Origin of the sequence: Paenarthrobacter sp. NPDC018779, from assembly GCF_044391085.1 — a bacterium.
Lineage (GTDB): Bacteria > Actinomycetota > Actinomycetes > Actinomycetales > Micrococcaceae > Arthrobacter.
On the sequence record NZ_JBIRZS010000011.1, the window covers coordinates 42750 to 66441 of the forward strand.

Below are 23692 nucleotides of genomic sequence, written 5' to 3' on the forward strand. Positions count from 1 at the left end.
ATTCATCTAGGAGCTACCGCCGCGTGGAGTTTTTGAACCAAATGCTCGAGCATGCAGCCGGGCAGCCTTGGATTTACCCGGTGCTCCTGGTGTTCTTCTTCATCGACGGATTCGCCACCATCCTTCCCAGCGAAACAGCAATTGTTGGCCTCTCGGCGCTGTCCCTTCACAGCGGGGAACCCAACCTGTGGATCCTGGGGACCACGGCGCTTATTGGAGCCATGGCCGGTGACAACATGGCCTACATGCTGGGCCGCAAGATCGGCCTGACCCGCTGGAAATGGATGCGCCGGCCCAAGGTCCAGAAGATGTTCGCGTGGGCGCAGTACGAGCTGGACAAGCGCGGAGCCGTCCTGATCTTCACGGCACGCTATATTCCGTGGGGACGCGTCGCGGTGAACTACGTGGCAGGACAGACCGGGTTCCGGCACCGGACCTTCTTCTTCCTTGATGCCTTTGCCTGCATCACCTGGGTTGGCTACTCGATCGGCATCGGACTCCTCGCCGGCCAATGGGTCCACCACAACCCGCTGCTTGGCGTCGGTATTGCCGTGGCCTTCGCCGTGGTCCTTGGCATCGTCGTGGACCACGTGCTGCGCTGGTGGCACAAGTACCTCGAAAAGAAGGACCACGCCAAGGAGGCTGCCGCCCATGGGACAGCTCCGACGGCGGACGCAAGCGCCAAGGCGATTGCCGGCGTCGACCGTTCCAAGCCTGCTGGCTAAGCACCTGCCGTCCCCCTACAGTTGGGTACGTGACTGAGCCAATTCTTGACGCTGCCCCTGCCCTCGACTTCGACCTCAAGAGCCTGCCGAAGGTTTCCCTCCACGACCACCTGGACGGAGGACTGCGCCCCGCCACCATCATCGAACTGGCGGAGGCCGTCGGCCACACGCTGCCATCCACGGATCCAGTCGCTTTGGGTGAGTGGTTCCGCGAATCCGCTGACTCCGGTTCCTTGGTCCGTTACCTTGAGACCTTCGACCACACCATTGCCGTAATGCAGACCAAGGAAGGCCTCTTCCGGGTAGCCAAGGAGTTCGTCGAGGACCTGGCCGAAGACGGCGTGGTCTATGGCGAAGTCCGCTGGGCCCCGGAGCAGCACCTGCAGAAGGGCCTCAGCCTCGATGAGGTTGTGGAAGCCGTCCAGGCCGGGTTGGAAGCCGGTGTGGCAGGTGCCGACGAGCGTGGACAGCAGATCCAGGTGGGTCAGCTCATCACCGCCATGCGCCACGCAGACCGTGGCCAGGAGATCGCCGAGCTGGCCGTCCGCCACCGTACCAAGGGTGCAGTCGGCTTCGACATTGCCGGTGCAGAGGACGGTTTCCTGCCTTCCCGCTTCAAGGAAGCGTTCACCTACCTCGCCGCCAACAACTTCCCGGCAACGGTCCACGCGGGCGAGGCCGCCGGCCTGGACAGCATCCAGTCCGCCCTGGTTGACGGCCGCGCGCTGCGCTTGGGACATGGCGTCCGGATCGCCGAGGACATCACGGTGGAGTTCGAGGAAGACGCGGACGACGACGGCGAAGGCACCGTTGGGTTGGTGACCCTCGGCAACGTGGCCGGCTGGGTACGCGACCGCGGTATCGCCCTGGAAGTCTGCCCCTCCTCCAACCTGCAGACCGGCGCCATCGCCAACTTTGGCGAAGGGATCGAGAACCACCCGCTGGACATGCTGTTCCAGCTCGGTTTCAACGTCACCATCAACACGGACAACCGCCTCATGAGCGGCGTCACCCTCACGGACGAGTTCGAGCTCCTGGTGGAGACTTTCGACTACGACCTCGATGATTTGCTCGAGCTGACGCTCAACGCCGCTGAGGCCGCGTTCCTGCCGCTGGACGAGCGCGAAGCCCTGGTGGAGTACATCAACGATGCCTACGCCAACCTCGGCTAACAAATCCAGCATCGAAACCTTGATCGGAACCATCGCCGCACTCCGGGAACACTGCCCGTGGATGGGCGCGCTCACCCACGAGTCGCTGGTGGAGTACCTGATCGAGGAAGCCTATGAAGTGGTGGACTCCATCGAGGCGGGTGCTGTTGACGATGAGCTTCGCGGCGAGCTGGGCGATGTGCTGCTTCAAGTGGTGCTGCACGCCCGGCTCGCCGAGGAGCGCGGCAGCTTTGACTTCGCGGCGGTTGCGCGGGACATCAACGCAAAAATGATCCGGCGGAACCAGCACGTCTTCAAAGCCGACGGCACGCTCCAGGACACCTTCCCCGCAACGGTGGAGGAAATCATCCTGAAGTGGGATGCTGCCAAACGGGCGGAAAAGCCGGAGCGTACCGATCCGTTCGAGGGCATCCCGCCGCACCTTCCAGCCTTGGCAGCGGCGCAGAAATCCCTGGACAGGGCCGCACGCGCAGGTTTTGCCGTCGCAGCGCAAGGCGCCCAGGCCGACGTCGTGGTTCCTGCCATCCCGGCCTCGGAAGAGGCGCTCGGTGGGCTGCTGCTGGCGATCGTCGCCGGTGCCCGGGACCTAGGACTCGACGCCGAGCGGGCCCTTCGCGGGGCGGTGCGTACGTTCCAGGACGGCCAAGGCCGGCCTTCATGACGTGAGCGGTTGGAAGCCGTTCCGTAACCTAAGCCACTCTCGACTACGCTAGTAGCGACGAGGACGTCGAGAATTCCCCTCTAGATTCCTGTAAATCGCTTCACCATAAGGAGCACATCCATGGCGCTTATCGATGCCATCCACGCACGCGAGATCCTTGATTCCCGCGGTAACCCGACTGTAGAAGTTGAGGTCCTGCTCTCCGACGGCCAGATCGGCCGTGCAGCAGTTCCTTCCGGTGCCTCCACCGGTGAGCACGAAGCCGTTGAGCTCCGCGACGGCGACAAGGGCCGTTACCTCGGCAAGGGTGTCCAGAAGGCCGTAGACGCCGTCATCGACGAGATCTCCCCGGCCCTGATCGGCTTCGACGCCACGGACCAGCGCAGCATCGACCAGGCGATGATCGACCTCGACGGTACCCCGAACAAGGGCAAGCTGGGCGCCAACGCCATCCTCGGCGTTTCCCTCGCCGTGGCCAACGCCGCTGCCGCTTCGGCCGACCTGCCGCTCTACAAGTACCTCGGCGGCCCGAACGCCCACGTCCTTCCGGTTCCGCTGATGAACATCCTCAACGGTGGTTCGCACGCAGACTCCGACGTTGACATCCAGGAATTCATGATCGCCCCAATCGGTGCCGAGACCTTCTCCGAAGGCCTGCGCTGGGGTGTTGAGGTCTACCACAACCTCAAGGCTGTCCTCCAGGAGAAGGGCCTCTCCACCGGCCTGGGCGACGAAGGTGGGTTCGCTCCCAACCTGCCGTCCAACCGCGCTGCACTGGACCTGATCCAGGAAGCCATCAAGAACGCCGGCTACACCCCGGGCACGGACATCGCCCTGGCCCTGGACGTTGCATCGTCCGAGTTCTACAAGGACGGCGCCTACCAGTTCGAGGGCAAGGCCCTCAGCGCTTCCGAGATGAGCGCCTACTACGCCGGACTCGTTGCCGACTACCCGCTGGTTTCCATCGAGGACCCGCTGGACGAGAACGACTGGGAAGGCTGGAAGACCCTCACCGACACGATCGGCGACAAGGTCCAGCTGGTTGGCGACGACCTCTTCGTCACCAACCCGGTCCGCCTGCAGCAGGGCATCGACGCCGCCACGGCCAACTCCCTCCTGGTCAAGGTCAACCAGATCGGTTCGCTGACGGAGACCCTGGACGCCGTTTCCCTGGCCCAGCGCTCGGGTTACACCACCATCACCTCGCACCGCTCCGGCGAAACCGAGGACACCACCATCGCCGACATCGCCGTTGCCACCAACGCCGGCCAGATCAAGACCGGTGCCCCGGCCCGCTCCGAGCGCGTTGCCAAGTACAACCAGCTCCTGCGCATCGAAGAGGAACTCGACGACGCCGCACGCTACGCCGGCCGCAGCGCTTTCCCGCGTTTCAAGGGCTAGCCTTCAGCGAAAACAGCTGACCGGTGGCTATGGTGGAAAGACCATAGCCACCGGTTCTGTTTAACGCTTGCCTGCTGAACCGCGGGCGCACCAGGACTTCGGTCACGTACCCAGGCGCAGGGCAAGCGCAGCAACCCGCCAGGCAAGCACCGGGCATTACAGGAGTGTCATGGCCACCCGTCGTCCCAAGGTACCCAAGGCTGATGCCCTCGGCCGGTCGTCAGGTCAGGCCATGTCCGGGCAAGGGCCGGGGAAGGCCCCGGCCGCCCCTGAACCCACGCGCCCGGGTGCTGCTGGCCAGGGTGCTGCGCGTCAAGGTCCTGCGGGCCCGGCAGGCGGCGACCTCATCGAGGCAGAGTTCGGCGGGACCCGCCCAAGCGCCGCGGGCGGTTCGGGTGCCAAACCCGCTCCCCGCGTTGAAAACCACGGCAAGGCTGCGGGCCCCCGCAGGCCCGGTGCGCCCAGGACACCGGTCCGTCCACGGGTCACCACGGCCGGAAAGGCTGCCTCCTCCGGCGCGGCAACGGCCTCGGAAAAAGCCCCGGCCGCCGGACCCGGCTCCAAGGACAAGGCATCACAGGGGAACCAGGCGAGTGATCCCGTACCGGCCAAGGCGTTCTCCGGCCGCGTGTTGGCGCTGGCAGTCGTGATGATTGCCATCACCATCATGCTGGCCCCAACGGTCAAGATTTTCCTGGAGAAGCGCTCCGAAATCTCGGCGCTGGAAGCCGAAATCGCCAGCAAGGAAGCCGAGCAGGCGGACCTCAACAAGCAGCTCTCCCGGTGGCAGGACCCCAACTATGTGAAGCAGCAGGCCCGCGACCGCATTAACATGGTTATGCCGGGTGAAACGGGTTACTGGGTATTTGGCGGGGATGAAGCCGCCGGAACCCCTGGGGGCCGCACCGGCTCCGGATCATCTGCGAACCCGGCAAACCTGCCTTGGGTGGATGCACTTTGGGAGTCCATCAGACGATCGGCAACAGACTAGACGCGGTGCCCGCCGCCGTCGTGCCCTGACGGGAGGCGACCAAAAGGGCAGGAAGGTTGGCAGCGCAAGTGGAAGAGAACACGGCAGCAATGCCGCAGGAATCCCGCCAGCCATCAGCACATGACCTTGATGTCCTGAGCCGTCAGCTTGGCCGGCCCGTCCGTGACGTGGTGGAGATCCCCGCGCGTTGCGTGTGCGGCAACCCGCTGGTTGCGGCAACGGCACCCAGGCTGAGCAACGGAACACCGTTTCCCACCACGTTCTACCTCACACATCCCGTGATCACCTCTGCTGTTTCGCGGCTGGAGGCCGGTGGCCTGATGAACCGGATGAACGATCGCCTGGTGGAGGACCAGGAGTTGGCCGACGCCTATCACGGCGCCCACGAGGCCTACCTGCAAGCGCGCAACGAGATTGCCGAACGTTCCGGAACCGGAGCCGTTCCGGAAATCGCCGGTGTGTCTGCCGGCGGCATGCCTGCCCGGGTCAAGTGCCTGCACGTGCTCGTGGGGCACTCACTGGCCGCCGGTTCCGGCGTCAACCCCCTGGGCGACGAGGCGCTGGAAGCCATCTCCGAGTGGTGGACGAAGGACCGCTGTTACTGCGACGGCGCCTGGGACACCGCGGGGGAGGCTCCTTCACGGGACCTCAGCCGCCATGGCCCACAGGGCCTGCCGGACATCGTGGGCAGGCCCGCCCCGGTTCGGAAATCGAAGACCGCACTACCCAGCCCAGAATCGACACTGCCCAGCCCGGAATCGACGGAAGAGCGTACATGAGCCGCGTTGCCGCCATTGACTGCGGAACCAATTCCATCCGCCTGCTGATCGCCGATGTGTCGGCTGACGGTTCGCCGGGGCCACTGACCGACGTTGTCCGGGAAATGCGCGTGGTGCGCCTGGGTCAGGGTGTGGACGCCACCGGCGAACTCGCTCCGGAGGCCTTGGACCGGACGTTTGCCGCAGCCACGGACTACGCGGCCCTGATCGCGGACCACGGTGCTGCACCCGTCCGGTTTGTTGCCACTTCCGCCACCCGCGATGCCCGCAACCGCCAGGTGTTCGTGGACGGCATCCGGGACCTTCTGGGCGTTGCCCCGGAAGTCATCTCGGGCGACGAGGAAGCCTCACTGTCCTTTGCCGGAGCCAGCAGTGTCCTGCCCATCAAGGGCGACGACGCCGTCCTGGTGGTTGACCTTGGCGGCGGCAGTACCGAATTCGTCCTGGGCGACGCGAACGGCGTGATTGCCGCCCGTTCGGTGGATATCGGGTGTGTCCGGCTGACCGAGCGGCACCTTAAGAGCGACCCGCCGACGGCGGCCCAGATCGCCGCTGCGGAGGCCGACGTCGACGCTGCCCTTGACCTCGCGGCACAAACGGTACCGCTTGGCCGCGCCACGGCCGTGGTTGGCGTGGCGGGGTCCATCACCACCATCACCGCGCACGCCCTTGGACTGGGCGAATACCAGCCCAACAAGATCCACGGCGCGTACCTGGACCTTGAGACCATCAGCGATGCCGCAACCAACCTGCTGGAGATGAGCAGGTCCGAGCGGGCTGCGTTGCCCTACATGCACCCGGGTCGGGTGGACGTGATCGGTGCCGGCGCGTTGGTGTGGCGCAGGATCCTTTGGCGCCTGGGCCAGGCCAGCGACGGCCGTATCCAGGGGGCAACCTCCAGCGAGCACGACATCCTCGATGGCATCGCGCTCAGTATCCGGGGAGTTGCATGACCATGCGGCACAGGCGGCTCCTTTCGGCCTCGTTGGCTGCCTTCCTGGCCGGAGGATCCCTGGTGGGGGGATTGGCTTCCGCTCCTTCGGCCATGGCAGATTCCTGGCGGGACAAGGAGCAGTGGCTGAAGGACTCAGGCATCACGAATGCCTGGCAGGTCTCCAAGGGCGCCGGGGTCAAGGTTGCCGTTATCGACAGCGGCGTCGACGGCAACCACCCGGACCTCAAAGGCGTGGTGACGGGCGGGGCCGATGCCTCCGGAGCCGGAGCTGCCAACGGCCAGAAGAGCATCGGGGCAAAGCCGGAGCACGGAACCCTTGTGGCCACCATGCTGGCCGGACGCGGCCACACGACGCCGACTGCCTCGCCCACCGCTTCTGCGCCTGCGACCCCAACGGTTCCGCCTGCAGGGGGACCGGATGGCATGGTGGGCGTTGCGCCCGAAGCTGACATCCTGTCCGTGTCCACGTGGCTTGGCTCGCCCAATCCCGGAGGCAAGACGGACCAGGAACAAATTCCGGTGGCCGTTCGCTGGGCAGTGGACAACGGCGCCAAGGTCATCAACATCTCCTTGGGCAGCACGTCTCCGGATTGGCCGCAAAGCTGGGATGCCGCGTTCCTGTACGCCGAGCAGAAGGACGTGGTGATCGTCGCAGCCGCGGGCAACCGTATGGGCGGCAACGTCCAGGTGGGTGCACCCGCCACCATCCCCGGTGTCCTCACCGTGGCCGGCCTCGACAGTGATGGAAAAGCCAGTGTCGACTCCTCGTCGCAGGGCATCAGCATCGGCGTTGCGGCTCCCGCCGAAGACCTCGTGGGTGGCGTTCCGGGTGGCGGCTACGCCGAATGGGCCGGAACCTCGGGAGCCGCTCCGATCGTCTCCGGCGTGGCCGCATTGATCCGTTCCAAGTGGCCGGACATGAGCGCCAAGCAGGTGATCAACAGGATCGTCAGCACGGCCAAGGATGCCGGCGCCCCGGGCAAGGACCCCATCTACGGCTACGGAATCCTTGACGCCGAGGCTGCGTTGAAGGGCGACGTGCCCACCACCTCCGTGAACCCGTTGGGATCCATCGCAGACTGGATCCGCGTGCACCGTCGTGGCGATTTCAGCACGCCTTCGCAAGCCCCGGTGGCCAGCCCCACGAGTGCGCCTCCAACGCTGGCCGACCCCACCGTTCCCTCGGCGAAGACGCCGGCGGGAGTCGACGACGCCCTGCCTGCCGCCGTCGTGCTTGGTTTCGGTGCCCTTTTCGCCGCCATTATTACGGGCGCAGCGCTGCAGTTGCGGCGTGCTTACAAGAACCCGCCAGCGGTGCCGGAAGAGGCCGAAACGGGGGCCGTGGAAGTGGTGGATCCACCCGCGAAGAAGTAGCTAGTGAAGATTTTCACAAAGTGCTGTACTCTGGATTCATGGCAACCACCCCAGAGCTCATTGACCGTCCGCGCGTTCTCGTCGTCGGCGGCGGCTACGTCGGACTGTACGTAGCCCTCAAACTGCAGAAGAAGATCGCGAACGCAGGTGGCATCGTCACCGTCGTGGATCCACTGCCCTACATGACTTACCAGCCGTTCCTCCCCGAGGTGGCCGGTGGCAACATCGAGGCCCGCCACGCAGTGGTCTCCCACCGCCAGCACCTGAAGCAGACCGAGCTCATCCAGGGCCGCGTCACAGGCATCGACCACGCCAACCGCACTGCGGTGGTGGCCCCCTCCGACGGTGGCGAGCCGTTCGAGATCCCGTACTTCGACGTCGTGATCGCCGCAGGCGCCATCACCCGCACCTTCCCCATCAAGGGCCTCGCGGACAAGGGCATTGGCCTGAAGACCATCGAGGAAGCCGTTGCACTGCGCAACAAGGTCCTGGAGCGCATCGAAGCAGCGTCCACCATGACCGATCCCGCAGAGCGCGCCAAGGCCCTCACCTTCGTGGTTGTCGGTGGCGGTTTTGCCGGCATCGAGTGCCTCACCGAAATGGAAGACCTCGCCCGCGCTGCAGTCAGCAACAACCCGCGCGTCCGCCAGGAAGAAGTCCGCTTCATCCTGGTCGAGGCCATGGGCCGCATCATGCCCGAGGTCACCGCACCCCAGGCCGAGTGGGTCGTGGAGCACCTCCGCAGCCGTGGCATCGAGGTCCTGCTCAACACCTCCCTGGACAGCGCCGAGGGCAACCTCAAGCTCATCAACCTGCCGGACAAGACTTCCGCAGGCGAAGTTGAAGCTGACACCCTGGTCTGGGCTGCCGGTGTGCAGGCCAACCCGATGATCCGCTCCACCGACTTCCCGCTGGAACCGCGTGGCCGTGTCCGCGTTCTGCCGGACCTGCGCATCGCGGGCGATGAAGGCATCATCGAAAACGCCTGGGCTGCCGGCGACATCGCAGCTGTCCCGGACCTCACGGGCAAGGGCCTGCCGGACGGTACCTGCGTGCCGAACGCGCAGCACGCGCTTCGCCAGGCCAAGAAGCTCGCCAAGAACCTCTGGGCTTCCCGCTGGGACAAGCCGCTCCACGACTACAAGCACAAGAACCTCGGTGCTGTAGCCGGCTTCGGCGAGTGGAAGGGCGTTGCCAACATCAACCTCCTGGGCCGCATCGGCCTCAAGGGCGGTCTCGCCTGGCTGGCACACCGTGGCTACCACGGCATGGCCATGCCCACGGTTGAGCGCAAGTTCCGCGTGATCTTCGGCTGGATCCTGTCCTTCTTCGCAGGCCGCGACACCACCCAGCTGATCGACCTGGACAACCCGCGCGGTGCCTTCGTGGCCGCAGCGACGCCGGCTCCCAAGCCTGCTCCCGCACCGGCACCGGCTGCTGAGAAGCCCGCCGAGGAAAAGACCCCGGTAACGGCTGACGCCAAGTAGTACAACGCCCGACGGCGGCTGCTCCCCAAGGGGAGTGGCCGCCGTCGACGTTTAACCGGCAAGCCGCCCCTAGACTGTTCCCATGGCTGGCGAAACCGACCTGCAAACACTTCTTGGTTCCATGCACCCCGTGATGCGGGACGGCGATTATGTCTATGCCCTCTGGCCGCACGGGAAACCCGTTGAGGGTGACGTGGAGGCGGCCGTCCGCGAGGCAGAGGGCCTGACGGTGGTGCTTCGCCGCGCTGAGGCGGATCGGCTGGAACTCAGCTACGATTTCGTGGCAGCCTGGATCACGCTCCAGGTCCACTCGGCGCTTGAAGCCGTGGGGCTGACGGCCGCTGTCAGTGCCGCGCTGACGCATGCGGGGATCAGTTGCAATGTCCTTGCCGGTTTCCACCATGACCACTTGCTGGTGCCCGTCGCCGATGCGGACAGGGCCATGGACGTGCTCCACTTGCTGGGCCGCGGCATTGTGCTGCGGAGCGAGCAGCCCGAGGACCGGCCGGCCATCCTGGCGCTCACCGCACAGGCGTTCTCGGTCTCACCGGTGACGGGCGAGCCGGTTGAAGGGGTGCCGGTGGAGGTTGGCCTGCTCCGCGAATTGTTCGATTGTGAGGAGTACGTTCCTGATCTCAGCATCGTTGCGGAAATCGGCGGTGACATTGTGGGACATGTGATCAGTACCCGCGGCTCGGTGGGCAGCCTGGAGCCGGTAGGCCTCGGCCCGATCGGTGTAGCTCCAACCCTGCAGCGGCGGGGGATAGGCTCGGCCCTCATGCGCGAAACCGAGGTTCGAGCGGCTGCCGCCGGGATCCCGGGGATCGCACTCCTGGGCAGTCCGGCGTATTACCCGCGCTTTGGGTACCGACCGGCCGCGTCCCTGGGTGTCCGGCCGCCCGAACCGGCCTGGGGAGACCACTTCCAGCTTCTGCGGTTGCCGGGATGGCCCGACGGCGTCACGGGCACCTTCCGCTATGCGGCGCCCTTCGATCGTCTCTAGCTGGGATAACATGGTCCGGGCGCCCCAGTAGCCCAATTGGCAGAGGCATCAGACTTAAAATCTGCGTGTTGTGGGTTCGAGTCCCACCTGGGGCACTGCAAGGAAGGGGAGGAGCAACCTCCCCTTCCTTTTTTCGTGCCCTTCTCCGAGAATTTTCCCAGTTGGCTCGTAGATTCCCCACAGGCAACGAGTGTTATAGGGATGTGACCTGAATCACTTATCTTCCCGGATCAATTGCACTAGTTTGAGCAGTAATCAGGAATACCTGAGCAATCGCATCAAAGGCAGTTCGCACCTTTCGATCGAGGAGATTACGCATGTTTGATCTTTCCCAAGCGGCGCCCAGGGCCGCCAAGCTAACCGCGCTTGGCATTGGGGTCGCTCTTCTCGCCACGGCCTGTGGCGGGTCTTCCACGCCGAGCCAGACCGGCTCCGGTTCCAGTTCCGCAGCCTCGGCAGGGATATCCTGCCCGGCTCCCAGTGCAGGTGCAGGGGCCGGCAACAGCCAGGCCGCTACCAACACGGGACCCGTGCCTCCTTCGACCACCACCACGTCCACGCCACTGAAGCTTGGTTCGCTCCTGCCGACAACGGGGTCGCTGGCGTTCCTCGGCCCACCTGAAATTGCCGGCGTCAACCTTGGCATCAAGGAAGTCAATGACGCTGGTGGCGTCCTGGGTGCTCCCGTTTCCGTCATCCACCGCGACTCAGGTGACACAAAGACGGACATTGCCACGCAGTCCACCACGGCCTTGCTCGGCCAGGGTGTCAGCGCCATTATCGGTGCGGCTTCGTCCGGCGTTTCCAAGACGGTCATCAACCAGATCACGGGTGCCGGGGTTATCCAGTTCTCGCCTGCGAACACGTCGCCGGACTTCACCACCTGGGACGACAAAGGCCTGTACTGGCGTACCGCACCCTCTGATGTCCTCCAGGGCAAGGTGCTCGGCAACTACATGGCTACCTGTGGCGCCCAGACCGTTGGCATGATCGTGCTCAACGACGCTTACGGCACCGGCCTGCAGAAGAACGTGAAGGAAGCCTTCGAGGCAGCAGGCGGCAAGGTTGTCGCCGAGGAACTCTTCAACGAAGGTGACTCGCAGTTCAGCAGCCAGGTGGACAAGGTTCTTGCCGCCAAGCCGGACGCGATCGCACTGATCACGTTCGACCAGGCCAAGAGCATCGTCCCGCTGATCACCGGCAAGGGCATCAAGCCGACGCAGCTGTTCATGGTTGATGGCAACACCTCCGATTACAGCAAGGACTTCCAGCCCGGCACCCTGAAGGGCGCACAGGGAACCATTCCCGGTACGTTCGCCAAGGATGCCTTCAAGCAGAAGCTCCTGGCCATCGATCCCGCCCTGAAGGATTACAGCTACGCAGGCGAGTCCTACGACGCCGTGAACCTGATCGCACTGGCAGCTGAGGCCGCCAAGAGCACCAAGGGCACGGACATCGCAGCCAAGCTGAAGGAAGTCTCCGAAGGCGGCGAGAAGTGCACCAGCTTCGCAGCCTGTGTGACGCTCCTCCGCGAGGGCAAGGACATCGACTACGACGGCCAGTCCGGCCCCGTAACGTTCTCCGACGCCGGTGACCCCACCGAGGCGTACATCGGTATCTACGAGTACCAGGACAACAACACCTACAAGCCGGTTCGCGAAGAGTTCGGCAAGCTGTAAGCCGCACTCCATCGAGTAACCCGAACAGGTCCCCTTCCAAGCGGAAGGGGACCTGTTCTGCGTCCGGATCTCCCTAACCCCCGTTGTGGAGCCTGCTCTGCGTTCTATTCGTGGGGAATGGGGCGCAGAGCGGGCCCCGCAGTGCGGTTGGTGTGCGGCCACGACCCACTTTGACGCCGCCGCCCGCCATTGGGCATCCCTATCTCGGCGTGTTGCCCCACAGCGGGCGCAAAGGAGGTCGTGACGGTCCCCGGCCCGGGTGGGACCCGCCGCCAAGGGCGGGAGGTTCGACGACGGCGCGTGCGTTAGTGCCGACGTCGTGCGTCTGCGTTCATGAGAGATGGGCGGACGGTCACGACCCACTTTGGACATCGCCCAGGCGGACACGCCGGTGTTCCCGGGCCTTAGGGGAGTGTGCGTCCGCAAAGTAGGTCGTGACGGCGCGCACCCCGAGGCAGATGCCGGTTGGGGGGCCTGCTCTGCGTTCTATCCGAGGGATATGGGGCGCAGAGCGGGCCCCGCAGTGCGGTTGGTGTGCGGCCACGACCCACTTTGACGCCGCCGCCCGCCATTGGGCATCCCTATCTCGGCGTGTTGCCCCCAAACGGGCGCAAAGTAGGTCGGGACGGCCCGCGGCCCCAGGTGGGACCCGCCACCAAGAGCGGGAGGTTCGACGACGGCGCGTGCGTTAGTGCCGACGTCGTGCGTCTGCGTTCATGAGAGATGGGCGTACGGTCACGACCCACTTTGGGCTTCGGCCAGGAAGACACGCCGGTGTTCCCGGGCCTTAGGGACTGTGTGGGCGCAAAGTAGGTCGTGACGGTCCGCACCCCCGAGGCGGATGCCGGTTGTGGGGCCTGCCCTGCGTTCCATCCGAGGGGTATGGGGCGCAGAGTGGACCCCGCAGTGCGGTTGGTGTGCGGCCACGACCCACTTTGACTGCGCGGCCCGCCATAAGGCCTTTTGGTCGCGGCGTGTTGCCCCCAGCGGTCGCAAAGTAGGTCGTGACGGCCCGCGGCCCCAGGTGGGACCCGCCGCCAAGAGCGGGAGGTTCGACGACGGCGCGTGCGTTAGTGCCGACGTCGTGCGTCTGCGTTCATGAGAGATGGGCGGACGGTCACGACCCACTTTGAGCCTCGCCCAGGCGGACACGCCGGTGTTCCGGGGCCTTAAGGGACTGTGCTGGCGCAAAGTAGGTCGTGACGGCCCGCACCCCCGAGGCAGATGCCGATTGTGGGGCCTGCCCTGCGTTATTTTCGCGGGGCATGGGGCGCAGAGCAGGCCCCGCAGGGGGCAAAGCGTGGCCCCGGGTCAGTTGCCTGAACCGGGGCCCGCGTTGGATTGGCGTAGGTGGGCTCCTAGACCTCGTCCGCCAGGGTGCCGAGGTAGAGCTGGATGACCTTGGGATCCTTCATGAGTTCGCGTCCCGTACCGGTGTAGGCGTCGCGGCCCTGGTCCAGGACGTATCCGCGGTCGCAGATCTGCAGGCAGCGTCGGGCGTTCTGCTCCACCATGATCACCGAAACACCGGCACGGTTGATCTCGTGGACCCGGAGGAACGTCTCATCCTGCTTGACGGGGGAGAGGCCTGCGGACGGCTCATCGAGCAGCAGCACCGCGGGATCCATCATGAGTGCCCGCCCCATGGCAACCATCTGCCGTTCGCCGCCGGACAACGATCCCGCCCGCTGCGCACGCCGCTTGCCAAGCTCAGGGAAGAGCCCCGTGACAAAGTCGAAGCGCTCGGCGAAAACTTTGGGCCGCTGGAACAGGCCCATCTGGAGGTTTTCCTCGATGGTCAGCGTGGCAAAGACGTTGTTGGTCTGCGGGACGAAGCCAACGCCCTGGGTGACCAGCTTGTTGGCCTTGAGTCCCGTGAGGTCCTGGCCACGCACCACCACGGTGCCCGAATGGACTTTCACCAAACCGAACATAGCCTTCAGGAGCGTGGACTTGCCGGCGCCGTTGGGGCCAATGATGCCGATCAGCTCGCCCTTGCGGGCCTCGATGCTGCAGCCGTTGAGGATGTTGACGCCCGGGAGGTACCCGGCCACGAGGTCGGTGACTTTGACGACGGCGTCTTCCGTGGGATTGCCTGCGGGGGCGGGCATTGCGCTGGTGGCGCTCATTTCTCGTCCTCCTGCTTGGTTTCGGTCACGCCGGTTGCGGTTGTTTCGGTGGACAGCATGCCGGCGTCTTCGGTGCCGACAACCGACTCCTCATCGGCCACGAGTTCGGCTTCAAGCTCCTTGATGCCCTGTGCGTCGCCCAGGTCTACGTCGTGGTGGGCGCCCAGGTAGGCGTCGATCACGGCAGGGTTCTTCATGACCTCGCCCGGAGGACCCTCGGCTACGACCTTTCCCTCGGCCATGACCACCACCCAATCGGCAATGTGCCGGACCATGTTCATGTCGTGCTCCACGAACAGGACGGTCATGCCTTCCGCCTTCAGGTTCTTGATGTGGTCCAAGAGGGACTGGGTCAGCGCCGGGTTGACCCCTGCCATGGGCTCATCCAGCATCACCAGTTTGGGCCGGACCATGAGGGAGCGGGCCATTTCCAGCAGCTTCCGCTGGCCACCGGAGAGAGAGGCCGCGTAGTCGTCCTTCTTGGCATCGAGCTTGAACTTCTCCAGCAGGACGTTGGCCTGGGCGGTGATTTCCTTTTCCCGGCCGCCCCAGATCCCTTTGAAGAGGGCCTTGGACAGGCGCTCGCCGGGCTGGTCGGAGGCGCCGAGGCGCATGTTCTCCATGACGGTCAGTTTGCCCATCACCTTGGTGAGCTGGAAGGTACGGACCATGCCCATGCGGGCCACTTTGTAGGAGGAGACCCCGGCGAGGCTGTTGCCTTCGAATTGCCACTTGCCGGAGTTCGGAGTGTCGAATCCCGTGAGCAGGTTGAAGAGCGTGGTCTTGCCGGCGCCGTTGGGGCCAATCAACGCGGTGATTTTGTGGCGGGGGATTTCGAGGTATTCCACGTCCACGGCGTTGATGCCGCCAAATGAGCGGGTCACGTTCTCTGCCACCACGATAGGATCGCGCTTCTTGCAGCCGGGAGTATTTTCCCCGACGGCGATGGGCCGTGAGTCTGTCATGTAATCGATGTTTTCGGTCGGCTGACCGTTGCTTTCACTCATGCGAATGCAAGCTCCTTCTTATTGCCGAAGACGCCTTGCGGGCGGAAGATCATCAGGAGCATCAGGGCCACGCCCACCAGGATGTAGCGCAGCTGGCCGGCTTGGACCGTGGTAAGCCAAGTGACTGCTCCGGATTCGATGAGCCCGTACAGCAGGCTCTGGGTCAGGGACAGCACCACCCAGAAGATCATGGCCCCGATGACGGGTCCCAAAACGGTGGCCATGCCGCCCAGGAGGAGGCAGGTCCAGAGGAAGAACGTCAGTTCGGTGCCGTAGTTGGACGGTTGGACTGCGCCACGGGGAAGCGTGAAGATCATGCCGGCGAGGGCGCCGAGTACACCGCCGATCACCAAGGCCTGCATCTTGTAGGAGTAGACGTTCTTGCCGAGGGAGCGCACCGCGTTCTCGTCTTCGCGGATACCCTTCAGGACACGTCCCCAGGGGCTGCGCATGAGCAGCCACACCAGGAGGCAGCAGACAATGACGAGTCCCCACCCCACCACGCGGATGAAGAAGTCCCTGTTGTTCATGCCCATGTAGGACCCCTCGGGGAAGGGGTTCATTGAGTAGAAGCCACCTTCGAATGCCGCGAGTCCGTTGGCCGAACCCGTAACGCTGGTCAGCTGGTTGGTAGTCACGACGTACCGCACGATTTCAGCCGCAGCGATGGTGACGATGGCCAGGTAGTCCGCTCGAAGGCGAAGGGTGGGAATGCCGAGGATGAAGGCGAAGATCACCGAACACAAGACCGCGATGAGCAGGCTGATGAAGAACGGCGTCTTGAAGGTCAGTGTCGAGATCGCGAAGCCATAGGCTCCCACGGCCATGAAGCCGGCCTGGCCGAAGTTCAGCAGGCCGGAGTAGCCGAAGTGGACGGCGAGGCCCAAGGCGGCAAGGGCGTAGGCCGCCGTCGTTGGACTGAAAAGTTCGCCAAGGGCGCTGGTGAGAATAAAACCGAAGTCCATGGCCCGCTCCTAACCCACACGCTCACGCCGGCCGAGGATACCCTGGGGCCGGAACAGAAGGACAACGATCATGATGAACAGGGCACCCACGTACTTGAGGTCGGCAGGAAGCCCGAAAACGGTGGTCAGTTCCACGAAGATGCCAACGACGATCGAACCGATCAGTGCACCGAAGACTGTTCCCAGGCCGCCGAGCGTCACGCCGGCAAAGATGAGGAGCAGGATCTGGGAACCCATGTCGAACGTGACTCCGGGACGGTAGTAGGCCCACAGGATGCCACCGAGGGAGGCAAGCACGCCGCCGACGATCCAGACGATCCGGATCACCGAGTCCACGTCGATGCCCGAGGCTGCCGCGAGTGCTGGGTTGTCCGCCACTGCACGGGTCGCTTTGCCCAGCCGCGTTTTCAGCAGGACGATGCCGATCAGGGCGATGACCACCGCACTGATCACCAGGGACCACAGGTTGTTGGGCGAGATGGAAATGGGGCCGAGTTGGATTTCTGCGCTCTGCGCTCCCGGCAGTTGCTGGGTGGCTCCACCGAAATAGAACTGGATCACATAGCGGATGGCCAGGGCCAGGCCGATGCTGACGATCATCATGGGAACCAGGCCGGTGCCGCGGCGGCGCAGCGGACGCCAGAGGCCGGCATCCTGGGCGTAGCCGAAGAGGCCGCCGCCCACCAAGGCCAGCAGGATCGCGAGCCAGAACGGGAACCCGAATCCGTTGAAGAGGAATACCAGGACGGCGCCCAGGGTGACCATCTCACCGTGGGCAAAGTTGGTCAGGCCCGTTGTTCCGAAAATGAGCGACAAACCAACGGATGCCAAGGCCAGCAGGAGGCCGAAGCTGAGGCCCGCAACGAGGCGGTTGAGGAGGTTCTGGCCGAAGTCCTGTTGCTGGACCACGATGCCCTTGCCGAAGGCGAAGATCACGGACAGGTTGGATGTTTGGCTGAACGTGACATTGCGTGGATTTTCCTGGCCGTCGGCCAGTTTGATGCCGTCCGGCAGGGTGGAGGTATCGAGTTCGATCTTGTAAGTGCCCTGGACAGGGACTCCGATGTTCCACGCACCGTTGGTGCCGGATGTCGCCTCGCCTTCGAATCCGTTTCCTGAGGCTTTGATCTTGACGCCGGCTATGGGCGCCCGGGCGTCGTCGCGGAGGAACCCGCTGATGCTGTTCTGGAAATTGGTGGCTGATGGCGAAGGCGAGGGGGTGGTTGCCTCCGCCGCGGGAGCGGCGATCAACAGAGTGGCGAGGAGGGCCGCGAAGAACGCCCCCATTGCTCTCCGTAGTCCCTTGGACCGTCTGATGGACGGGTCGCGCAGTGTGCTTCTCAAAATGGAAACCTCCACAGTGGGGGTGGTCCCGGCTGCGCCATTGCAACCGGTGCGAACGGACACGGGGCTTGGTACATTTCCTGCCTGCGTCTCAAAATGTGACCCAAGTCACCCATGCTGTGGCTATGTTACCGCTCAGTGCGGCTAAAAAATGCAGGGCCAAGGGGTCCAAAGGTCGCGATCAGGTAACAAAAGTGACGCAGCAGGCAACTGCCCTCCACTGTTCCAGCGCCGTGTCACGGTTGGGTTTCTTCTGGATGAACAAGGGAACTTTCCCTGCCGCGCGTGCGTGGTAATTGGTACCGTGAATTATCACTCAGCCCTTTTTCAGGAGGACACCCGCAATGGCACTTGGCGGAAACCCGATCTTCAACGGAAAGAATTTCCGTGGAGCCAAACAGGCACCGTCTGTACCGCAAAATCCGTATGGCAACCCGTACGGCCAGCAGTTTAACCAGGTACCAGGACGTGCCCCCAGCCAGGTCATGGATGGCCAGGCAGCATGGTCTGCCCAGCAGCAGAGCATGACCAACGAACAGTTGCAGCAGATGTACAACCAGCCTGCCGCAGGTCCGGCCGATACCGGCCGCATGACGTACGACGACGTCATCATGAAGACCGTCATGTGCCTCGTCGTCCTGGTCCTTGGCGCTGGCGTCACCCTCTTTGTCGCCCCGACGCTGGCCACAACGCTCATGATTGTGGGCGCGTTGGGTGGCTTCGTGCTGGCCCTCGTGAACACCTTCAAGAAGCAGCCGTCACCTGCGCTGATCCTTGCTTACGCAGGACTCGAAGGCCTGTTCCTTGGTGGCCTCACCCGCATTCTTGACGGAATGTTCCCCGGCGTCGGCCTCCAAGCAGTCATCGGTACCCTGGCGGTCTTCGGCGTCACGCTCCTGCTCTTCAAGAGCGGCAAGGTCCGTGCCACGCCCAAGATGATCCGCTTCTTCATGATCGCCACCATCGGTTACGCAGTGTTCGCGCTGATCAACCTGGTGATGATGTGGACCGGTGCCGTGCAGGAGCCCTTCGGCCTGCGCACCAGCATCACCATCGCCGGCATCCCGCTGGGCGTTTTCATCGGCATCCTCGCGATCGGCCTCGCCGCCTTCTCCTTGATCATGGACTTCACCAGCATCGAGGAAGGCGTCCGTGCCGGCGCTCCGGAACGCTATTCCTGGGTTGCCGCGTTCGGCCTGACGGTCACCCTGGTTTGGCTCTACGTGGAAATCATCCGCCTCCTCGCCATATTGCGTGGCGACGATTAAGGACGGTTCAACGAGCTACACGGAAAATGCGCCCGAGAAATATCGGGGGCATTTTCCTTTTAAGGCACTCGAAGGCACTCAGTTCAGGCGTTCGAAAACCACTGCCATTCCTTGGCCGCCGCCCACGCACAGGGTGGCCAAACCCAGTGTCCCGTCGCGTTCCTTGAGCCCGTTGAGCAGGGTGGTGGTCATCCGTGCTCCCGTCATGCCGAAAGGGTGGCCCAAAGCGATGGCGCCGCCGTGGACGTTCAGCTTGTCCGGATCGAGACGAAGTTCCCTGGCGCTCGCGATCACCTGGACGGCAAACGCCTCGTTGATTTCCACCAGGTCCATGTCATCGATGGTGAGCCCGGCCAGGGCCAACGCCCGCCGGGTCGATTCCACCGGGCCCATTCCCATGAGTTCGGGCGAGAGTGCGCTGACACCGGTGGAGAGCACCCGCGCCAATGGCTCAAGGCCCAGTTGCCGTGCCCGGATGTCGCTCATGACCACCAGCGCCGCGGCGCCGTCGTTGAGCGGACAGGCGTTCCCTGCGGTGACGGTTCCCTCGGCCCGGAAGACAGGCTGGAGCGCGGAAACCCCTTCCAACGTGACGCCGGAACGGGGGGAGTCGTCGGCGCTGACCACTGAGCCGTCCTTACGCGTATACGGGGTGATTTCCCGCGTGTAGAAGCCCGAGGCAATGGCATCTTCTGCCCGGTTTTGGCTCAGCACGCCCCATTCGTCCTGCTCGGCCCGGGTGATCCCGTAGGTGGTGGCCACGTTTTCCGCAGTCTGTCCCATGGCGATGTAGATGTCCGGGAGCCGGCCGCCCAGCCGTGGGTCGGTCCAGGGAATGTTGGACGCCGCACGCGCTGCCGTCCTTTGGGCAGCGGCTTCAAAGCGGGGGTTGTGGTTGGCGGCGTCCGTTTCGCCGGCACCCTTCCAGTTCTGGTACCGGGAGACACTTTCGACGCCGGCGGCCACCACTGCGTGCGCCTCGCCGGCCTTGATGGCGTGGAAGGCCATGCGGAAGGTTTGCAGGCTCGAGGCGCAGAACCGGTTGACGGTGGCTGCCGGCACGTTATCCAGTCCGGCCAGGACGGCAACCACCCTGGCCATGTTGGAGCCGGCCTCACCGCTTGGTTCGGCACAGCCAAGCAGGATGTCGTCCAAGCCGTCACCGTTGAGGGCAGCGGCGTCAAAACCGGGGATTTTGGCCAAGGCGGCCTGCACCATGGCTGTAGCAAGATCGTCGGGGCGTTCGTCCTTGAGGGAGCCTTTGAAGGCCCGGCCGATTGGACTCCTGGCAGTGGAAACAATGACGGCCTCAGTCATGGCCCCAGCTTACGCCCGGTATTCTTACGCAAGCTGGGACCAGCACAAGCTTTCACGCCAAGCGAAGCGCTCCCGCCGCCGGAGTCACGGTGAAGATGTCCGGTTCGGTGAAGCGGGCCTGGGCAAAAGCACGTACGACGGCGTCACGCACCTGCCGCTCCTGGCCCACCGGAGTAAGGGCGATGGCTGAGCCGCCGAAGCCGCCGCCGGTCATCCGGGCTCCGATGGCGCCGTTGGTCCTGGAGGCCTCGACGGCCAGGTCCAGTTCCGGGCAGGAAATCTCGAAGTCATCCCGCATGGAAGCATGGCTGGCATCGAGCAGGGGGCCGATGCTGGCTGGGCCTTGGCTGCCCAACAGTTCCACGGTTTGCAGCACACGGTCGTTCTCCGTCACCACGTGGCGGACGCGGCGCAGCGTGGTTTCGTCCAGGACACCGGAAGCCTCTTCAAGGTCTTCCACGCCCACATCGCGCAGGGCTGTGACGCCCAGGACCTCTGCACCCAACTCGCAGGACGCCCGGCGCGAGGCGTACCCTCCGTCGGCGTGGGAGTGGGAAACCTTGGTGTCGATAACCAGCAGCACCAGCCCCGCGGATTCTGCATCGAAGGGGACCAGGTCCACGTGCTGGTCCCGGCAGTCAAGGAACACTGCATGGCCTTTGGCGCCTCGGAGGGAGGCCGACTGGTCCATGATTCCCGTCGGGGCGCCAACAAAGATGTTTTCGGCGCGCTGCGTTTCCAGGACCAGTTCTTCGGCGCCCAAACCAGCGTCCGTGAGCTCGTTCAGTGCAGTGATCACTGCGCACTCAATGGCGTGCGAGGAGGACAATCCAGCACCCAGGGGTACGTCGGAATCTAGCAGCAGGTCGAAGCCCGGCACTGCGATTCCGCGTTCCTTCAGGGCCCACGCCACGCCCAGGGGGTAGCGGGACCAGCCTTGGCCTGAGCCGGGCTCCAGGCCCTCCAACGAGGTTTCCACCAGCCCGTGCCCACCGAAGGTGGAAAGGAGGCGAACGGTGGAGTCGTCGCGGAGCCTGAGGGCAACTTTGGCGGTCTTGTCGATCGCGAACGGCAGCACGAAGCCTTCGTTGTAATCGGTGTGCTCTCCGATGAGGTTCACCCGTCCCGGTGCCTGCCACACGCCGTCGGGGGCTGTTCCGAACGTCTCTTGGAAGCGTTCAGCCAGGGCGCTGGTTTCAGTGGTGGTGGTCATGCGGGGGAGCCTTCCAGGGTCTTGACGGAGGGGGTGCCGGCGACGCTGCGCAGGCGTTCGGCCACGGCCTCCGGAGTGGTGTCATTGATGAACGCACCCATCGCCGCCTCCGAACCGGCCAGGTACTTCAGCTTATCCGCGGCGCGCCGGGGTGAGGTGAGCTGAAGGTGCAATTGGCCGGCGGGCCGCAGCGATGAATCCAGGGGAGCTTGATGCCAGGCCGAGATGTAGGGCATGGGTGTCGGGTAGAGGGCGTCCAGACGCTTGAGCAGATCCAGGTACACGTGGGCCAGTTCGTCCCGCTCTTCGCCGGTCAGGGCCGCGAGATCGGGAACGTGCCGGTGTGGAACCAGATGGATCTCCAGGGGCCAGCGGGCAGCGAAGGGAACGTAGGCGCTGAAATGGCGTGCTTCCAGCACCATGCGGCTCCCGTCTTCCCGTTCGGCCCTGAGCAACGACGCCGCGAGCGTTTCCTTGGCGTCGACGTCGTCGTAATGCTTCCGGGCCACCATGCCCAGGCTGGCCGCGCGGGGAGTGACGTAGGGGTAGGCGTAAATCTGGCCGTGCGGGTGGTGGAGCGTTACTCCAATGTCCGCGCCGCGGTTCTCGAAGGGGAACACCTGCTTGATGCCGGGCAGGGCGCTCAAGGCTTCGGTGCGCTGGGCCCAGGCTTCGATGACGGTGCGCGCACGGGTCTCACCCAGTTCCGCGAAGGAGCCGGTGTGCTGCGGGGTGAAGGCCACTACCTCGCAACGGCCGAAGGCTGCTCCCTTGATCCCGTGCCCTCCGCTGGCAGGGGCCTGTGGAATATCGCCCAGCGCAGGACCCAGGGAGGGGAAGCGGTTCTCGAAGACCACTACGTCGTAGTCGGGAGCAGGTATCTCCGACGGGTTGGCTGTGGTGGTGGGGCAAATGGGGCACTGCTCGGCCGGCGGAAGGTGGGTGCGGCTCTGGCGGTGGGCAGCCACGGCAACCCACTCTCCGGACAAAGCGTCGTACCGCACTTCGCCGGGTTCCCCCCGGGCCGGGAGATCCCGGTGGTCCACCAATGACCCGGGTGTCCGTTCGGGAGTCCCGGGGTCGTCGAAGTAGATCAGCTCGCGGCTGTCGGCGAGGCGGGTACTGGTGATGCGACTCATGGACCCATCATTCCATAAGCAATCAAAAACGCATAGTTTCTAACAAAAATTAACATCACAGTGATCGGGCCCAGCGTCGGCGTGCAGTACGGTATTCCCATGCCTGACTCTTCCCCCACTCCAGAAGCAGAAACCCGGTCCGAGGCACGCCGCTTTGCCACAGGCCGCCAATTCGAGCTGCGCCGCGGTGATGCGCTCGCAGTCGTCACCGAACTGGCTGCCGGTCTGCGCCTCTACTCGCGCAGCGGAGTCCAGCTGACCGAAAGCTACGGGGACGCCGATATTCCTCCGGGTGCCACGGGAATCACCCTGGCACCGTGGGCCAACCGCGTGGAAGACGGTGTATGGCATCTCGAGGGCAAGAAGCAGCAACTCGACGTCACCGAAGTGTCACGCAACAATGCAAGCCACGGCCTGCTCAGGAACGCCGGGTACGCGCTGGTGGATGAATCCGAGTTCTCCGTGACCCTGGAGGCCACGGTCTTCCCGCAGCATGGCTACCCCTTCCTGGTCCGCCACCGGGTCCGCTACGAAATCGATGCCAACCTGGACCTGCACGTTGAGCAAACCCTGCTGAACGATTCGGATGCCCAGGCACCCTTCGTTCTCGGGGCCCACCCGTACCTGCGCCTCGGTGACGTTGCTCCGGAAGACCTGACGTTGCACGTCAAGGCGGGAACCCGGCTGGTTGCCGACGAACGCTTGATTCCCCGGAGCACCGCGCCTGTGGAAGGCGATTTCGACCTGTCCGGGGGCCGCTCCGTGGGCAGCTTGGACATAGACGTCGCCTTCACCGATTTGGCGTACGACGGCGGCACTGCCCGCCACACGCTGAGCGCACCGGATGGGCGCAGCGTGAGCCTGGTGCAGGACCGGAACTGCCGGTATGTCCACGTGTTCGTGACCGACACGTTCCCGGGCCGGAGCAAAGCCGTGGCGCTGGAACCCATGACGGGTCCGGCCAATGCCTTCAACAGCGGGGACGGCCTGCGTTGGCTGGGGCCTGGAGAGTCCTTCGCCATGACCTGGGGTATCAGCGCTTCGCTTTAGCTGGTCCGTGGGTGGTTCGGTTTCCCATACGGG

General features: G+C 64.5%; 20 protein-coding genes and 1 tRNA gene. 14 read left to right on the top strand and 7 right to left on the bottom strand.

The window, feature by feature from the left end; all coding sequences use genetic code 11:
* The first annotated feature begins 41 nt into the window (after positions 1–41).
* The 12 genes from ACH488_RS12940 (at position 42) to ACH488_RS12995 (ending at position 12227) form a co-directional block, all read left to right on the top strand.
* The gene (locus ACH488_RS12940; protein WP_397324820.1) at positions 42–725 is read left to right on the top strand and encodes a DedA family protein; all 684 of its coding nucleotides are present in this window, start codon (positions 42–44) and stop codon (positions 723–725) included.
* 29 nt (positions 726–754) lie between these two features.
* Entirely contained in the window at positions 755–1897 is a 1143-nt protein-coding gene (locus ACH488_RS12945) for an adenosine deaminase (RefSeq protein WP_397324691.1), read from the top strand.
* Positions 1875–2558: a MazG nucleotide pyrophosphohydrolase domain-containing protein gene (locus tag ACH488_RS12950; RefSeq protein ID WP_397324693.1), complete on the top strand. Its 684-nt coding sequence runs from the start codon at positions 1875–1877 to the stop codon at positions 2556–2558. Before ACH488_RS12945 ends, ACH488_RS12950 begins: the two co-directional genes overlap by 23 nt.
* Before the next feature lie 120 nt (positions 2559–2678).
* Positions 2679–3959 (top strand): phosphopyruvate hydratase, encoded by a 1281-nt coding sequence (gene eno / locus ACH488_RS12955; protein WP_387433287.1) that lies wholly within the window; start codon positions 2679–2681, stop codon positions 3957–3959.
* A gap of 169 nt (positions 3960–4128) precedes the next feature.
* Complete coding sequence (locus tag ACH488_RS12960; protein WP_397324695.1) at positions 4129–4950, top strand: septum formation initiator family protein; 822 nt, start codon at positions 4129–4131, stop codon at positions 4948–4950.
* 68 nt (positions 4951–5018) lie between these two features.
* A complete protein-coding gene (locus ACH488_RS12965) occupies positions 5019–5729 on the top strand; it encodes a DUF501 domain-containing protein (protein ID WP_397324698.1) in 711 nt (236 codons plus the stop codon).
* Positions 5726–6682, top strand: a complete 957-nt coding sequence (locus ACH488_RS12970; protein WP_397324700.1) for an exopolyphosphatase — start codon at positions 5726–5728, stop codon at positions 6680–6682. Before ACH488_RS12965 ends, ACH488_RS12970 begins: the two co-directional genes overlap by 4 nt.
* Complete coding sequence (locus ACH488_RS12975; RefSeq protein ID WP_397324702.1) at positions 6679–8058, top strand: S8 family serine peptidase; 1380 nt, start codon at positions 6679–6681, stop codon at positions 8056–8058. Before ACH488_RS12970 ends, ACH488_RS12975 begins: the two co-directional genes overlap by 4 nt.
* A 38-nt stretch (positions 8059–8096) precedes the next feature.
* The gene (locus tag ACH488_RS12980) at positions 8097–9545 is read left to right on the top strand and encodes an NAD(P)/FAD-dependent oxidoreductase (protein WP_397324704.1); all 1449 of its coding nucleotides are present in this window, start codon (positions 8097–8099) and stop codon (positions 9543–9545) included.
* A gap of 82 nt (positions 9546–9627) precedes the next feature.
* Positions 9628–10548 carry an N-acetyltransferase gene (locus ACH488_RS12985; protein WP_397324706.1) on the top strand — a complete coding sequence of 307 codons (921 nt, stop codon included), beginning with the start codon at positions 9628–9630 and terminating at the stop codon, positions 10546–10548.
* Positions 10549–10569: 21 nt separating this feature from the next.
* A tRNA-Leu gene (locus tag ACH488_RS12990) sits at positions 10570–10643 on the top strand.
* 222 nt (positions 10644–10865) lie between these two features.
* The gene (locus tag ACH488_RS12995) at positions 10866–12227 is read left to right on the top strand and encodes an ABC transporter substrate-binding protein (protein ID WP_397324708.1); all 1362 of its coding nucleotides are present in this window, start codon (positions 10866–10868) and stop codon (positions 12225–12227) included.
* 1358 nt (positions 12228–13585) lie between these two features.
* Here ACH488_RS12995 and ACH488_RS13000 read toward each other — a convergent pair.
* Genes ACH488_RS13000 through ACH488_RS13015 form a run of 4 tightly spaced genes read right to left on the bottom strand, consistent with a single transcriptional unit; the run spans position 13586 to position 17615 of the window.
* Positions 13586–14356 carry an ABC transporter ATP-binding protein gene (locus ACH488_RS13000; protein ID WP_397324710.1) on the bottom strand — a complete coding sequence of 257 codons (771 nt, stop codon included), beginning with the start codon at positions 14354–14356 and terminating at the stop codon, positions 13586–13588.
* Positions 14353–15363 (bottom strand): ABC transporter ATP-binding protein, encoded by a 1011-nt coding sequence (locus tag ACH488_RS13005; RefSeq protein ID WP_397324712.1) that lies wholly within the window; start codon positions 15361–15363, stop codon positions 14353–14355. Before ACH488_RS13005 ends, ACH488_RS13000 begins: the two co-directional genes overlap by 4 nt.
* A complete protein-coding gene (locus ACH488_RS13010) occupies positions 15360–16328 on the bottom strand; it encodes a branched-chain amino acid ABC transporter permease (RefSeq protein WP_397324714.1) in 969 nt (322 codons plus the stop codon). The genes ACH488_RS13005 and ACH488_RS13010 overlap by 4 nt, the downstream gene beginning before the upstream one ends.
* Positions 16329–16337: 9 nt before the next feature.
* On the bottom strand, positions 16338–17615 hold the full coding sequence (locus ACH488_RS13015) for a branched-chain amino acid ABC transporter permease (RefSeq protein WP_397324716.1): 1278 nt from the start codon (positions 17613–17615) through the stop codon (positions 16338–16340).
* Positions 17616–18016: 401 nt separating this feature from the next.
* On the opposite strand from ACH488_RS13015, the gene ACH488_RS13020 reads away from it, so the two are divergent.
* The gene (locus ACH488_RS13020) at positions 18017–18940 is read left to right on the top strand and encodes a Bax inhibitor-1/YccA family protein (protein ID WP_397324718.1); all 924 of its coding nucleotides are present in this window, start codon (positions 18017–18019) and stop codon (positions 18938–18940) included.
* Positions 18941–19018: 78 nt separating this feature from the next.
* Here the strand turns inward: ACH488_RS13020 and ACH488_RS13025 are convergent, their stop codons facing one another.
* The 3 genes from ACH488_RS13025 to galT are packed head-to-tail and all read right to left on the bottom strand — an operon-like array spanning position 19019 to position 22609.
* Positions 19019–20257, bottom strand: coding sequence for an acetyl-CoA C-acetyltransferase (locus tag ACH488_RS13025; protein ID WP_397324720.1), 1239 nt, complete (start codon positions 20255–20257; stop codon positions 19019–19021).
* A gap of 52 nt (positions 20258–20309) precedes the next feature.
* Positions 20310–21470 carry a galactokinase gene (gene galK, locus ACH488_RS13030; protein WP_397324721.1) on the bottom strand — a complete coding sequence of 387 codons (1161 nt, stop codon included), beginning with the start codon at positions 21468–21470 and terminating at the stop codon, positions 20310–20312.
* The gene (gene galT, locus ACH488_RS13035) at positions 21467–22609 is read right to left on the bottom strand and encodes a galactose-1-phosphate uridylyltransferase (RefSeq protein WP_397324723.1); all 1143 of its coding nucleotides are present in this window, start codon (positions 22607–22609) and stop codon (positions 21467–21469) included. Before galT ends, galK begins: the two co-directional genes overlap by 4 nt.
* A gap of 99 nt (positions 22610–22708) precedes the next feature.
* On the opposite strand from galT, the gene ACH488_RS13040 reads away from it, so the two are divergent.
* The gene (locus ACH488_RS13040) at positions 22709–23659 is read left to right on the top strand and encodes an aldose 1-epimerase family protein (protein WP_397324724.1); all 951 of its coding nucleotides are present in this window, start codon (positions 22709–22711) and stop codon (positions 23657–23659) included.
* The last annotated feature ends 33 nt before the right edge of the window (positions 23660–23692 follow it).